Below are 14087 nucleotides of genomic sequence, written 5' to 3'. Positions count from 1 at the left end.
ACCTTGTGGGTTGTATTGATCGACGAAGACAAGGGGCTTAAGCCCCTTGCCCCTGCGGCTACTAGCACCTTTACAAGTACCCCAAGTTACTTCTCAGATATCCTTTCAGAACGAACGGCTTGAATGCCTGCAAAGATAACGGAAGGATCCTGGTGTAAATCAACCGTGAGGGTTGGGTCAATTGCCCGGAGATATTGCGCGATCGCGGGGCCATCGCCGCCGGTAATCACTGCCGTGCCGTGGGGATAGCGCGATCGCCAGGTTTGCAACCAAGTTTGCGCCAGGACGGCCACGCCCCAGACCACCCCACTGGCGATCGCCCCGATCGAGTCCTGGGCCCAGAGGGTTGGGAGTTGGGTGGGTGGCAGCACGGCCGGCAGGGCGGCAGTTTTTTCCGTGAGGCTGCGCAATTGCAACCCCAATCCCGGCGCGATCGCCCCGCCGATCAGTTGCCGGTTTGGATCCACAGCCGTCACGGTCAGGGCCGTGCCGCCATCAATCACCAGGGCCGGGAAGCCGTAGCGCTGACCTGCGCCCAGCACAGCCAAGGCGCGATCGATCCCCAAGGTGGAATACAGCCCCCCGATCGGGAGATCGGCCAACGTGATGATGCGCCAGTCAGCCCGATCGCTCCATCGATCGAGTGCTCCCGGAACCACTGAGGCGGCCCAAACGGGTCGCTCTAGGGCCAGGTGATCCGGGGGCGGCTGTGCATCATCCCAGGTGCAATCGAGCCGATCGCCCGTCCAATCGCCCCAATGCCAGCGCGAATTTCCCACCATCAGCGATCGCCAGCGATCGGCCCCATCGTTGCTCGTCGCCATCGGGAGCACAATTAATTAAACCTGATGGGAATTAAACCTGATTGGGTGAGGCCTGCTTAGAACTGGCGCAAAAACCGGAGATCGCTTGCATAAACCCGGCGAATATCGTCGATTTGGTGCAGAACCATGGCGAAGCGCTCCACCCCAAAGCCCGCCGCAAAGCCTGAATAGACCTCCGGATCCAGCCCAGCGGATTTCATCACGTTGGGATCCACCATGCCGCAACCCAGCACCTCTAGCCAGCGCCCTTTCCACTTCACATCCACCTCCGCCGAGGGTTCCGTGAAGGGGAAGTAGCTGGCGCGGAACCGCACTTCCACTTCCCCGAAAATTTCGCCCAGGAGGGTTTCGATCGTGCCTTTCATGTCCGTGAAGGTCAGGCCCTCATCGATCGCCAGCAGCTCAATTTGGTGGAACACGGCCGCATGGGTTGCATCCACCGTGTCGCGTCGATAGACCCGGCCGGGAGCCACAACGCGGATGGGCGGTTCGCGCTCTTCCATGTAGCGAAGCTGCACGGCGGAAGTGTGGGTGCGCAGCAGGTTGCCATCGGGCAAATAGAAGGTGTCGGCCATGTCGCGGGCCGGGTGGTCGGCGGGCGTGTTCAGGGCCTCGAAGTTGTAATAGTCCGTTTCCATTTCGGGGCCATCGGCCACCGTGTAGCCCAAGCCAACGCAGATATCGACTACCCGGTCGATCGTGCTGGCGAGGGGATGCTTGCGGCCTAAGGGGCGATAGGTTCCCGGCGCGGTCACATCCAAGGTTTCCGCATCCAGCCGGGCCCGAATGGCCGCCGCTTGCAGATCTGCCCGTCGGCGATCGAGCAGGTCTTGCACCGCGTCTTTCACTTCGTTGGCCTTGGCTCCAATCCGCGGCCGATCTTCGGCGGGCAGCTTGCCCATGCCCCCCAGCACGGCGGAGATTTTGCCTTTTTTGCCCAGGAAGGCAACGCGCAACTGCTCGATCGCGTCGAGGTCAGGGGCTTGGCCGATCGCGCTTTGGGCTTCGGCTTGCAGTTGGCTCAGTTGGGCTTCGAGGTCGCTGACCTGGGTGGCAGTCATGGCTGAAAACAATTGAGAAAGGCGGCATGGAGTTGGGTTTGATGAATTCGCCGAATGCGCCAAAAAATCGCAAAGCGATCGGCTGAAATCATCACCCGTCCCATCAAAGGATAGAGCATCGGGCGATCGCCCGCTTGTTTTCTGGCCTAAGATCCTGGCCTTAGGATTTGGTTAATTAATGATGAGCGAACCTCAAACGGTTGAGACCAGCTATCTGGGCCAGACAAGCCAGCGCCAAACCCCGAATTCCCCGGCGAATCCCCTGGCGATCGGGCTGTTGGGTTTGCTGGTGACCGGTGGAATGCTCGGCGGGGCGATCGGGATTTTGAATTTATCAGCCCCCCGGGCGATCGCCCAAACCCGCCCTAGCCAGCCCAGCGCCCCCAACGTCCTCAATATTCTGCGCGGGTTGCCCCAACCGACCACCGCCCCCGCCAACCGGCCCGCCATCTTTGCGGCCAATAGACCTCTTGCGCGAATCAGTTAACAGCCCTCATCCCCCAACCCCTTCTCCCAAGGAGGGCGAAGGGGAGCCAGAAATCGGGAATAACGGCGATTTCGTTGTTGGTTGCCAAGTCCCTCTCCCGACTTGGGAGAGGGATTTAGGGTGAGGGTTTTGATTGATGCAAGAGGTCTAATGCCTACGGTCAGCAAAGCCTGAACTTCCAGAGCAAATCCAACGCAGAAGCTGCCATCCAGTTCTATCGCCAAGCGCTCGGCCGCTTGGGCTACACCGAACGCACCACCAACACCACGATCGGGCCATGGGGGTTCAGCATTGTTTTTGACCCGCCGGCCAGCTTGGGCCTCAAACCCAGTAGCACCGCCCCGCGCAACACCCTGGAAGTGGGCGACCAAGTGACGGTTCAAGGCAGTGGCAGCCCCTCGGTGGTGTTGGTGTTGCAAGGAACGATGCTGTCTCCTGACACCATGAACACCAACATTCGCTTTGAGGAAATTTAGGGCGCGATCGGGCAAACAAGTTGAGAGATGGGACTTGAGGGAGGGACTGAAGGACTAATGGCCGCTTTAACCCTGCGAATAATCCTGCAAACGCCACGTGATCGAGCGAGCGATCGGGAAAGCTGGGCAATTAATGGCAAGCCATAGGTTCGGTTAGCACTCCCTTTCCGAGAGTGCCAAATTTGCATACAGTCTTGGGGTGAACCATTGGTAAATCACGGATAGCGACCCCACACCCCTATGGTTAAGATCGTCTCCTTCAGCGACGAATCGCGCCGCGCCCTCGAAAACGGTGTTAACGCCTTGGCCGATGCCGTGCGCGTCACGCTGGGCCCTAAAGGCCGAAACGTTTTGCTGGAAAAGAAATTTGGCATTCCCAGCATCGTGAATGACGGCATCACGATCGCGAAAGAAATTGAACTGGAAAGCCCCCTGGAGAATACGGGTGCTCGCCTGGTGCGCGAAGTGGCCACCAAAACCAAAGATATTGCTGGTGACGGAACCACGACGGCCACCGTGTTGGCCCAAGCCCTGGTGCGTGAGGGCATGAAAAATGTGACCGCCGGTACCAACCCCGTGGCCCTGCGGCGCGGGATTGACAAAACCGTTGCCCGGTTGGTGGCGGAAATTAACGAGCTGGCGCAACCGATCAGCAGCAACGAGGCGATCGCCCAAATTGCCGCCGTGGCCGCCGGTAGCGACCCAGAAATCGGCAGCACGATCGCCAACGCCTTCGATCGGGTCACCCAAAACGGCGTGATCACCGTGGAAGAGTCGAAATCCTTGACCACCGAAGTGGATGTGGTGGAAGGGATGCAGTTCGATCGCGGCTACACCTCGCCCTACTTCGTGACCGATTCCGAGCGGATGATCACGGAGTTGCACAACGTGGCTGTGCTGCTGACAGACGGCAAAATCAATAGCCTCGCGGAAATTGTGAGCATTCTGGAAGGAGTGGTGCGCGATGGCAAATCGCTGTTGATCATTGCCCAAGATATTGAAGGTGACGCGCTTTCCACCTTGGTGATCAACAAACTGCGGGGCGTGCTGAACGTGGCCGCTGTGAAAGCTCCGGGCTTTGGCGAGCGTCGCAAGTTCATGCTTGAAGATATCGCCCTTGTGGTCGATGGCCAGGTGGTGAGCGAAGAGACGGGCACGAAGCTCGAATCCTGTGATACCAGCGTTTTGGGATATGCCCAAAAGGTGACGATCACCAAGGACTCGACCACGATCGTGGCGGGCGATCGGGCAGATCAAGCCGCCATTGCCGCGCGTGTGCAACAGCTCAAGGACGAACTGGCCGCCACCGACAGCGACTACGACACCGAAAAGCTGCAAGAGCGGATCGCCCGCTTGGTGGGCGGTGTGGCTGTGATTAAAGTGGGCGCGGCCACCGAAACCGAACTGAAGGAACGGAAGCTGCGCATTGAAGATGCCGTGAACGCCACCAAAGCCGCGATCGCGGAAGGGGTGGTAGCCGGTGGTGGGGCAACCCTGATGCGCCTGGCCAAACTGGCCGAAAGCTTCAAGGCCACCCTGAACGCGGAAGAGGCGATCGGGGCCGGTATTGTGGCCCAAGCCTTGACCACGCCCCTCAGCCAAATTGCCGAAAACGCCGGTTACGAAGGCGCTGTGGTGGTTGAAAAGGTGCGTAACCAGGGCGATCACATCGGCTTCAACGCGCTGACCGGAGCCTACGAAGACACCCAAGCGGCGGGGATCATTGACCCGGCCAAGGTGTTGCGGACGGCCCTGCAAAATGCCGCCTCGATCGCCGGTTTGGTGCTGACCACCGAGGCGATCGTGGTTGACAAACCCGAACCGAAACCCGCTGCTCCCGCTGGTGGTGATCCCATGGGCGGTATGGGCGGCATGGGTGGTATGGGTGGCATGGGCGGTATGGGTATGGGTGGCATGGGTATGGGCGGTATGGGTATGGGCGGTTTCGGGATGTAATTCCTGGCTCGATCGCCCGTTCCAGTTTCCCTAGCTGCAATTGGGCCCATGAAGATGGGCCCGACCGCAATTCCCATCATCCAAAAGCTTGCCAGCGCCCCAGCTCAAACACTGAATCAGCGATCACTGATGCGATCGCATCAGCAATTGAGTTTTAGTGACTGAGTCTCGATTGCGGAGACGTTGAGGCAAACGCAAAAACGCAAAAACAGAGGGCCAGGAATTATCCCGGCCCTCTGTTGCATTGTGGTGAGTTGTTGAGCTTCGTCCTGCAAAACCCAGAAACCGAGCAATGACTAGGGGCCCCAAGACCCTGGCAGTCATCGCCCGATCGCCCCACCTAGCACTTGCGATTAGCGCTTGCGATAGGGCACAGCGGTAGCGATGTTGATGTTGGCCAACGGCGTGCGGGGCACCACCGGCAGCGAGGGAGTCACCGAACGAGCCATGCCGAGGAACCCAGCGGGGCTGCCAGCGCCAACCTTCTTCTCTTGGGGAGTGAAGCGACGCACCGAGTTTTGCCACACCACTTGCGGGAAGCCCAGTTGGCTGCGGTGGTAAGCCTCGTAGCGAGGAGTCTTCAGGTTGAAGGGGGTTTCGCCTCCGGTGCGCTGGGGCAGCACACGACGAAGCTGGTAAGGAACCGTGTTGTCGCCAAAGTTAGCGGCGTATTCTTCGCTATCCACCAGTGCATCGATGAAACCTTGCAGGCCCTTGGTGGGCAGCAGGATCGACCAAGCAATCTTTTCCCGCTCGCTGTACACGTCGCGGCCCAAAATCCGCTGGACGCAGATTTCCACGAAGCGATAGTTGCTGTTGGTGTCCAGGTTCAGGCGGCGGAAGCTATCCGACGTGGCCAAGCCCCGGATGAAATCCTTAACGGTGATTTGACCGTAGCGGAGTTGCGATTCCAGGAAGGTTTGGCGGTTGTTAGCGATGTTTTGGTGCTCGCTGAAGACCTGGCGATAGGCCGCCCAGATCAGCTCGTCCATGTCACCGCCAGAGAAGACGTTTTCGATTGCGTAAATTTTCGGTTGCTCTTCACTGCCCACTTCGTAACCAGCCACACGTTGGTTTTGCGAAGAAGGGGAGAAGCTCAATACAGGAATAGCCACGTCAGAATCTCCGTAGTCTCGGTAGTCTCAAAAAGTCACGGGCTTTGTTAACGTGCGCTTGTTAAAGGCACATCGGCTGGCAGGAACCAACAAGGTGACGCTGCCAAATTTGCCATTTTTCAGGTTACGAGATTGCCGCGAGGGCAAGCACGGTTCCTGAAAAACGCTTAATAAAGCTTGACATGCACGGGGAGCCGCGCATGGTTCGCTGTGGGAATGGTGCGATCGCGCCTGTGTTGGCCGGATGGGGCCAGGCGTTGATCGCCCGGTCAGCAGAAGCGCCGAAGCACTCCACTGTTTAAAAGCATTGCTAGCTATCGCAAATTGTACCAAAGCGTTTCGCGTCGCTGGTGGTTCTTCACGAACCAAGTCGGATTCTGAGGAATTTGGCGGGCGATCGCCCCTCGATGGCCAACCCGGGATTGGCTAACCCGATCGTGACCCACTCAGGCATTACCAACCCAGGGCCGAGATCGCCTGCTCCCGATCGCCCCCGGCCGCCACCGCCGATTGATCACAACCCACCCGCACTTCCGTGCAAAACGTGGCCGTGTTGAAACCGCCAAACCGCTTCAGCACACTGGTGCGCATCCGTAAATCCGGATTGGGAAACCAAAAACGCTCCACGGAACTCATGGTTTCGTATTCCGTGGTTAAAACCATGCCCCCTTCCTCGTCCAGGTGATATTCACCGGCTACGGGAGCCGTTTCCGCATAGCCCCGTTCCCGCAGCAGCTTGCCCCGGCGATCGTCCGTGGCATCCGGCACAATCACCATCACCGTTTGTCCCTCGTGGTTGTCTTCTTCGGAAGCATCCCAGGCCATCAAGCTTTTCCAGGTCACCAGGGCCCCACCGGCCGCGGCGGCAGGGTCAATGTCATACATCTGGCAAATTTCGGCCAAACGCGGATCGGTGACCTCTAGCATTTCCACCTGAATTTCCGATTCGCCCACTTCGGCCCGCCGAAAGGCCAGGTGGTGGGTGACCCGCTGGGATTGCCATTGACCGGCGCTTTGGCGGAAATAGTCGAGGGCGCTGGTGAGCTGAGGTGCGGTGCTGGTGGCGGTCATAGGATTGGTTTGCAAAGGTTAATTAACAGGTTGAGACCGGTTTGAAGTCGCTTGGGCAGCGGGCCAAAGTGGGATTCTTGAAGACGCGAAAGCGCGGTGGCAGAATTGCGGGTAAATGAATCGGCTAGCGAATGGGCTGATGAATGGTTTGATTAATCGTTAATTTTGAAACAGGTGGCGACCAGCAGGAAACCCCACTTTGGATTTTGCCGGAAATCTTGGGCTGAATCTCGGGATGATTGTCCGAATGGTTTTCTGAATCAACGGACGAATTTGGAATCAAGTTGGACAGTTGGTGAAAGACCATGCCCGATCGCCCCGTTGCTCGATCGACCCATGTTGTTGCTCCGGAAGGCTTGCCCATTCACTACCAACCGGCAACCCGATCGCGCCGGTTTTGGTGGGGAGCGGCCTTGGGGGCGATCGCCCTTCACGGTTTAGCCCTCTGGAGTGTGGGGCGATCGGGGGCCCAAGCGGGGCCGACGGCGGGGCCCTTGCCGGTGGTGCGGGTGACCTTGCCAGCGGCCGGTGGCTCGGCAACTTCAACGGGGCCGATCGCCCCTAATAATCCCGCCAACCCCGTTCCCGCTAATCCCGCGAGTGCTGTGGCGGCTAATCCGGCTGCTTCCGGTGCTCCTCCGGTAAATCCCACTGCGGGGCAACCGTTGCGGCCGTTGGCTCCCTTGCGGCAAGTGGATCCGGGTCAACTGCAAGGCTCGGGGGCCGCCAGCCAACCCCGCTGGCCCGGCGAGCCGACTGGTGGGGCCCCGATTCCCGATCGGCCCTTCAACCCCGACCCGATCGATCCGAACATGCCCCCGGACTATGCCGCTCCCGGTTGGCAAAATGCGCCCCCAAATCGCCCGATCGCCCCGAATTCTGCTCCCAATGGCACGGGGCCAAATCCCAATCGCCCGCCCGCTCCCAATGCCGGGGATTCCGGCGGCCCAAGCACCAACCCCAATCCAGGCCAGGGGGGAAACCAAGCATTCGGCCTGGCGATTGTTGGGTTAGAACTAACCACACCGGGAGATGGCAGCCCGATCGTCCAAGCGGCCGACCTGAGTCGCCTGCCCCAGTTGCAATCCGCGCCGCCGAGTTTGAACTTGCGAGACTACCCAGAGTTAGCCAATTGGGCCGATCGAGCGGTGGATTTACGGTTAGCCGTAATGGCCGATGGCTCCGTTGGCTTTGCAGGATTGCTGACCCCGGGTTTAAGTGCGACAACCCAACAGGCCCTCGAAGCCCGCGCCGCCCAACTGCGATTTTTGCCGGCCCTCACTGCCACAGGTCAGCCGATCGCCATCTATTTACGGCTTACAATGCGCTTGTCGCCCAAGACGTGAGCGCGATCGGCTAGAAAACTCATCCAAAGAGCAGGAAAAAGAACCAGAAATCACATTTTCTTATTAGGGACTGTCGTCATTTCCTAGGATCAGGTGGCAACGATTGATTGTCCATGTCCCAGTTCATGTCCCAGTCGTTGTAACAAGGGGCTTAAGCCCCTTGTCCCCCACGATCTGCCAACGGCGGAATCAAGGTTTCAGACGATTTGACGACACGCCCTAGTCCCAAATTCCAAATTCCAAATCCTAAATCTCAAATCCCATTTCGTAAATTTCAATTCGTAATTAGGGTCCAAGGTCAGCGTTGAGTCAGTTTTCTCCCTTTTCCTCCCCCACGGATCAACCGGCTCAGCCGCCCGCCACTCCCTATTCCGATCGGCTGGGGCGGTGGATGGCTGCCGATTGGCAACAGCCGCGATCGGGCTGGTTGGCCCGCTTGCTGTTTTGGGGCATGGCCGGCGTGGCGATCGGCACGATTTCAGCCACCTTGGGAGCCGCCGCCGCCCTGTTCATGCCCCTGGATCCGGCCGTGATGCCCCTCATGCGCCACGAAACCCTAGAGCACCTGTGGCGCAGCGGGTTGCAATATCGCCTCCTGCAACCGCTCACCATTTTGGTTTTGGGGGTGGAGCCTTCGCCCGGAATTCCTCTGGGTGCGCCGGAAGCCTTGAATGGTCATGCGGATGCCATTTGGCTGGCCCGATTTGATCCCACCGATGACACTGTGACGGTGATGTCGTTGCCTCGGGATACGCGGGTGGTGTTTCCCAGCGGAGCTGTGGGTGCATTGCACGAAGCGGACAGCATCGGCGGTACGGCCCTGGTGCAGCAGTCCGTGAGCAACACCCTGGGCGGGTTGCGGATCGATCGCACCGTGCGGTTGAACCCCGAAGGCTTGCGAGAATTGGTCGATCTGCTGGGTGGGGTGGAACTGTCTGTGCCCCAGGCGATGCGCTACCGCGATCGGGTGGGACAACTAAAAATTCAACTGGATGGCGGTTGGCAAAGCTTGGATGGCAGTGCTGCTGAACAGTTCGCCCGCTACCGAGTGGATAGTGCTTGGGGCGAACTTGATCGGGTGCAGCGGTTGCAATTGCTGTTACGGGCCCTGCGCGATCGGGCCCTTAGCCCCAGTGTGTTGCCCCAGTTGCCCCAAATTGCCCAACGGGTTCACAAATACCTGCGCACGGATCTGGCGCGCCCGGAGGTGCTGGCCCTCGTTCACCTGTTGATTCAGCAGGAGCCGGAGCAGGTGCGTCTGTTGCTGTTGCCGGGTCAGATGGATGCCAGCAACTTTTGGAACCCCGATCCCAAGGCCGTTGCCCGCCTGTTGGAAAGCTACTTTCCGCCCGATCGACCCGGCGTTGGTCGGCGCACCAAACTCCTCAGCGCCAGCGCCCGCGATCAATATGGCCAAACCTTCAGCCGCATTTCCGTGCAAAATGCCAGCGGCGATCCGGCCCGATCGGCGGCCGCGATCGCCCAATTGCGGCGGGCGGGGTTCCAGCAAGTGCGAGCGATCGATGCTTGGCCCCAAGTGCAACGGGACACCCAAATCATTGTCCAGGGCGGCGATCTGGATCTGGCTGAGTTGGTGCAACGGCGGCTAGGCTACGGTTCCTTGGATCGATCGGCGACGGGCGATTTAGGTTCCGATATTACGGTGCGCCTGGGCAGTGATGCCGCACCCTAGTGTTGAGCGCTACTCGTCAGCCAACTTGCGAATTGCATCAAGTGGCGACTCATCAGGTTCATCCTCTGTGAGCTGCGGCACATTGTCTGTATTGGTTGAAATTTCCAAATAGAACCTGACTTTTCCGCTCACCCAGTTTTTAGAACCTGGCCGCAGAATTCTGCATTCAAATCCATCCTTGAAAATCTTCCACTCTGGGCAATCCCCAGAGAATCGGTTTCTTTGAGAAATTAATAGATCTTCAATTAGGCAAGTGTTACCGCCAACGAAAGGCAATTTCCCTTTATCGACTCGCAAAATATCGCCATTGTCTAGTCGATACAATCTGTGTGATTCTGGCAACTTTTCTTCAGAAGTCATAAGAATTAACCATTGGCTAAACGACAAAGTTCATCGAGTGAAGATGACTGATTGGTCTCTACTTCTGAATCAATCTCCTGGGGTAGATCCAAGTGTAGCTCCAAGACGAAGCGTAATTTGCCTGATAACCAGCTTTTATCGCCAGGACGCAAAATTACACATTCAATACCTTGGGAGAAAATTTGATGACGCGCATCTGTTTCACCGTACCTGAAAACCTGTTTGAGAACGACATCTTTCAGGTCAGTCGCAAGACAAGTTTGTTCACCAATGAAGGGTAACTTGCCCTCCTCTTGACGGATAACATCACCTTCATCAACGATATAGACTTTCACTGGACTCATGATCATTTCCTTTTGTTGATTGGTTTTGACCTTGATATTACCTGTGAGATGATAGGCTAATTGTTTTAAGTAAAGGCTGCATTGCTCAAAAACTTTAACCGCCTAAAGCAATTTTTCTTAGCAAAAATATCTCTCCAGTCCCCATAATTAACCGATCAAGTCGCTGAGAGAACTGGGTCGATCGCCCTCAAAAACTGGGATTGTGAAGTGGAATTGGCTGCCGCGATCTTTGCCGTCTGACTCGGCCCAAATTTGCCCGCCCAGACCGAGGATAATTTGCCGACAGATCGCCAAACCCAGGCCGGTTCCGCCCACGGTGCGCCGGAGGGAGCCTTCCTCTTGATAGAACCGATCGAACACGGTTTCCAGGCGGTTCGGTTCAATGCCGCGCCCCGTGTCCGTGATCACCACCTCGATCGCCCCGTCCGGGGTGGGGCCCGCCTCAATGGTCACGGCTCCTTCGGGCTGGGTGAACTTACAGGCATTGTCCAGCAGCTTGGACAGCACTTCTACCAACCATTCCCCATCGGCCCGCACGGGGGGCAACGCTTCAGACACTTGCGAGGCAATGCGGGGCAGTCGATCGCGGGGCACGCGGGCCCGAACACTGCTGAGGGCCAGTTCCACACATTCCGTGAGCGGCAAGGCTTCCAGGTTCCAATTAACGCGCCCGCTTTCCAGGTGAGACAAGGTGAGAAAATCCTGCACCAGCACGCGCATTCGCTCCGCATCGCCCAAGGCCGTATCCAACATCACTTGGCGCAATTCCAGGGGCATATCCGGTTCCGAGGCCAAGCTTTCAAGGCAAACCTGGATCGTGGAAAGGGGCGTGCGCAGTTCGTGGCCGGTGATCGCAATCAGGTTGCTACGGGTCCGATCGAGCGCTTCCAGTTGCTGATTGAGATCTTCGAGATCGGCGTAGGTTTGGGCCTGCATCAGGGCCGCACCCAACTGAGTGGCAACCGCATCCATCAACCCCGTTTCATCGGCAGACCAAAGGCGCGGCAAACTCCCGCAGTGATGCAGTTCGATCGCCCCCAACAGTTTGTCCCGATAGCACACGGGCACGATCGACCAGGAGGCGATCGCATACTGTTCCGCGATCGCCTGCACCAAGCCCGGTTGGGGTTCCTCATTCAAATCCAGAACGCAAACTCCGCCATGGTTCTGAAGGGCCGATTGAAAACAGTCCTGACTAATCAGCGGCCAGGATTGTCCCAACAGGGAGGGCACAGCGGCTCCCAACATTTCATACTGCACCGTGGCCGTAGCATCTCCGTCCTTGCAGCGGTAAGCAATGCAGCGACAAGAGCGGAGAGCTTGGCCCAATTGGCGCACGGCCACCCCCATCACCTCTGAAGGATCCAAAGATTGGCGGATGGCTGAGGTGATCAGGTTAATTAACCGCTCCTTGCGCTCTTGGGTGGAAATGGAGCGATAGGCTTTCAGAAGCTTGTATTGCCCCGCTTGCAGATAGGTAACGAGCCGGTGGGCAAAGGGTTCCGGGTCAATTTCGGGCAGGGTGGGGCCGCCACCTTCGGAAAACTCGGCCAGGGTGCGATCGATCTTGTCACCCAACTCGGGGCGGTAGGTGCGAATTCGCTCCAACAAGAGGCTGGCGGCCACTTGGGTGGCCTGTCGATCGAACGTCCAGACCCCCTCAAACCGCCGCACCCGATCATCTGCCCCAAAGCTGCCGGCCCGATCGGCCTGGGACTCACCGCCCTGGCGCTCCGCACAGATCAAACAGGCCGCATACCGATCGCCCAACACCACCAAGTGCCACTCGTTGGCCAACGCATCGGTGGGTTCAAAGGCCACCGTTTCGTATTCCCCCGAAGCACTGCGAAACTCCGCCTCCGGGGCCGAGAGCACATAAACCCGATCGCTCTGGTGCGCAATCCGATGGTAGCGGCGGGCTTCCTGACGATAGAACCGTTCTCGCTGAAAGCTGGCAATCACTAAGGGGCGATCGCCCGGCCCCGCCAACACCAAATCCTCGATCGCGTGGGAAAGGGCCGTCAGGGATGCTTTGAAATAGCTTTGGGTGCGCAGTTGCGGCAATTGGCCCAACAGCAGATCCAGAATTGACGCGGTTTTGACCCCAGCCAACCGCTGAGGCCCACCCGCCCGCTTCGAGGATCTGGAACGGCGGGCACGATTGATTGAAGAACCCACAGGAGGAGCGCCTTCCATGCGATCCGTTTCAGACATTGCTTTAGGACTTGGGCAGGGGCAAGGGGGCCGCAACCGCCGTTTCACCATTCTGCCATTGCCCGAGCGCCGGATTCGTGATTTTTGGGAATTTGCCGGGAATTGAATCGGGCATCAGTTTGGTGCTGATCCAGGCGATCGACCCCGAGTCTGCTGCTGGGCGATCGGCTGCTGACAGGCCGGCTGCTCACAGGCTGGCCGCTGAGAGCCGTTGACTAACCCTATTTTTTGCGTAATTTCTTGCCTAGGCGCGGGGTCGATCGGGATGTGGTTGTGCCATAGCGCATCTCCCAAGCCTTCAGCACAATCAGGTACTCGTAAAAACTCTGGAGCACACACCAGGCAAATCCCCCGCGTCCATCCAAACAGCCCCCCAGCACAAAATACATATACACAAATCGCACCAGGGGGCGACAGGGCAACCGCAGGGACAAATTCTTGAGGGCCCGCCGCCTTGCCACCTCCGTTTTACCGAAAAATAAGTCGCGCCAAGACACGTTGCCCCGCGTCAGTTGGGCCAAGGTTTCCTGGGCCTCATCGGTGGAGTAGCGGTTGTGCTTATCCAGCCAGCGGCTCAGGCCCTTGCTGCAAGTGAAGTGGGGATAGGTTTCTTGTAAAAAACCCGTGGTTCCTTGCACCACCTCCCGCTCCGTGTGGCCGTAGTCATCAAACCGGACGGCATCTTTCCGAAACAGTCGTAATTGGTAGCGGGGATATTGGGTGCTGCGGCGAATCCATTGCCCCATGAACATCACCCGCTCGGCCACGTAGTAGGCCTCATGGTGGGCCCGTTGGATGGTTTGGCAACATTCCTGAAAGAGTTCAGGGGTCATCCGTTCGTCGGCTTCCAGGATGTAAACCCAGTCATGGCGCGTGGGAATGTGATCGAGCATCCAGGTGCGCTGTTTGCCGTGGCTTTCAAAGGCATGTTGCACCAACCGCACGGGCGATCGCTGGGCGTAGTCTTGCACGATTTCCACGGTGCGATCGGTGCTGAGGGAGTCAACGACGATGATGTCGTCGGACAGCAATGCAGACTCGATGCAATCTGCAATATCGATTTCTTCGTTGTGGGTGAGGATATAGATCGAAAACATGGTGATTTGAATCGGTGGGCGATCGAGCGGTGATGGCCGATCG

General features: G+C 58.2%; 14 protein-coding genes. 6 read left to right on the top strand and 8 right to left on the bottom strand.

The window, feature by feature from the left end; genetic code table 11:
* Positions 1-86 precede the first annotated feature (86 nt).
* A complete protein-coding gene (locus H6G53_RS08460) occupies positions 87-824 on the bottom strand; it encodes a pantothenate kinase (RefSeq protein ID WP_190531991.1) in 738 nt (245 codons plus the stop codon).
* 56 nt (positions 825-880) lie between these two features.
* Complete coding sequence (gene pheS / locus H6G53_RS08455) at positions 881-1885, bottom strand: phenylalanine--tRNA ligase subunit alpha (RefSeq protein WP_099534160.1); 1005 nt, start codon at positions 1883-1885, stop codon at positions 881-883.
* Positions 1886-2066: 181 nt separating this feature from the next.
* Here pheS and H6G53_RS08450 point away from each other — a divergent pair, with 181 nt between their 5' ends.
* The 3 genes from H6G53_RS08450 to groL all read left to right on the top strand — a co-directional run bounded on the left by H6G53_RS08450 (position 2067) and on the right by groL (position 4804).
* Complete coding sequence (locus tag H6G53_RS08450; RefSeq protein WP_190531989.1) at positions 2067-2372, top strand: hypothetical protein; 306 nt, start codon at positions 2067-2069, stop codon at positions 2370-2372.
* A 236-nt stretch (positions 2373-2608) separates the two neighbouring features.
* The gene (locus H6G53_RS08445) at positions 2609-2848 is read left to right on the top strand and encodes a hypothetical protein (RefSeq protein WP_190531987.1); all 240 of its coding nucleotides are present in this window, start codon (positions 2609-2611) and stop codon (positions 2846-2848) included.
* Positions 2849-3088: 240 nt separating this feature from the next.
* On the top strand, positions 3089-4804 hold the full coding sequence (gene groL / locus H6G53_RS08440) for a chaperonin GroEL (protein WP_190531985.1): 1716 nt from the start codon (positions 3089-3091) through the stop codon (positions 4802-4804).
* A gap of 353 nt (positions 4805-5157) precedes the next feature.
* Here groL and H6G53_RS08435 read toward each other — a convergent pair whose 3' ends face one another.
* Positions 5158-5919, bottom strand: coding sequence for a phycobilisome rod-core linker polypeptide (locus tag H6G53_RS08435; RefSeq protein ID WP_190527633.1), 762 nt, complete (start codon positions 5917-5919; stop codon positions 5158-5160).
* Positions 5920-6372: 453 nt separating this feature from the next.
* Positions 6373-6990: a phycobiliprotein lyase gene (locus H6G53_RS08430; RefSeq protein ID WP_190355259.1), complete on the bottom strand. Its 618-nt coding sequence runs from the start codon at positions 6988-6990 to the stop codon at positions 6373-6375.
* Positions 6991-7295: 305 nt separating this feature from the next.
* Between H6G53_RS08430 and H6G53_RS08425 the strand changes: the two genes are divergently transcribed.
* Together H6G53_RS08425 and H6G53_RS08420 are read left to right on the top strand one after the other, a co-directional pair.
* Complete coding sequence (locus H6G53_RS08425; protein ID WP_190531983.1) at positions 7296-8336, top strand: hypothetical protein; 1041 nt, start codon at positions 7296-7298, stop codon at positions 8334-8336.
* A gap of 304 nt (positions 8337-8640) precedes the next feature.
* Positions 8641-10029, top strand: coding sequence for an LCP family protein (locus tag H6G53_RS08420; RefSeq protein WP_190531981.1), 1389 nt, complete (start codon positions 8641-8643; stop codon positions 10027-10029).
* Positions 10030-10038: 9 nt separating this feature from the next.
* Here the strand turns inward: H6G53_RS08420 and H6G53_RS08415 are convergent, their stop codons facing one another.
* The 3 genes from H6G53_RS08415 to H6G53_RS08405 form a co-directional block, all read right to left on the bottom strand.
* Complete coding sequence (locus H6G53_RS08415) at positions 10039-10389, bottom strand: KGK domain-containing protein (protein ID WP_190531979.1); 351 nt, start codon at positions 10387-10389, stop codon at positions 10039-10041.
* Positions 10390-10394: 5 nt separating this feature from the next.
* Positions 10395-10733, bottom strand: a complete 339-nt coding sequence (locus tag H6G53_RS08410; protein ID WP_190531977.1) for a KGK domain-containing protein — start codon at positions 10731-10733, stop codon at positions 10395-10397.
* 147 nt (positions 10734-10880) lie between these two features.
* Positions 10881-12845: a DICT sensory domain-containing protein gene (locus H6G53_RS08405; RefSeq protein WP_242030791.1), complete on the bottom strand. Its 1965-nt coding sequence runs from the start codon at positions 12843-12845 to the stop codon at positions 10881-10883.
* 82 nt (positions 12846-12927) lie between these two features.
* Here H6G53_RS08405 and H6G53_RS18960 point away from each other — a divergent pair, with 82 nt between their 5' ends.
* Positions 12928-13053 (top strand): hypothetical protein, encoded by a 126-nt coding sequence (locus H6G53_RS18960; RefSeq protein ID WP_255407529.1) that lies wholly within the window; start codon positions 12928-12930, stop codon positions 13051-13053.
* 115 nt (positions 13054-13168) lie between these two features.
* Here H6G53_RS18960 and H6G53_RS08400 read toward each other — a convergent pair whose 3' ends face one another.
* The gene (locus tag H6G53_RS08400) at positions 13169-14044 is read right to left on the bottom strand and encodes a glycosyltransferase family 2 protein (RefSeq protein ID WP_190532075.1); all 876 of its coding nucleotides are present in this window, start codon (positions 14042-14044) and stop codon (positions 13169-13171) included.
* Positions 14045-14087 lie beyond the last annotated feature (43 nt).

The organism is Limnothrix sp. FACHB-406 (assembly GCF_014698235.1).
Taxonomy (GTDB): Bacteria; Cyanobacteriota; Cyanobacteriia; order CACIAM-69d; family CACIAM-69d; genus CACIAM-69d.
This window is presented reverse-complemented; position numbering and strand designations above follow the sequence as displayed.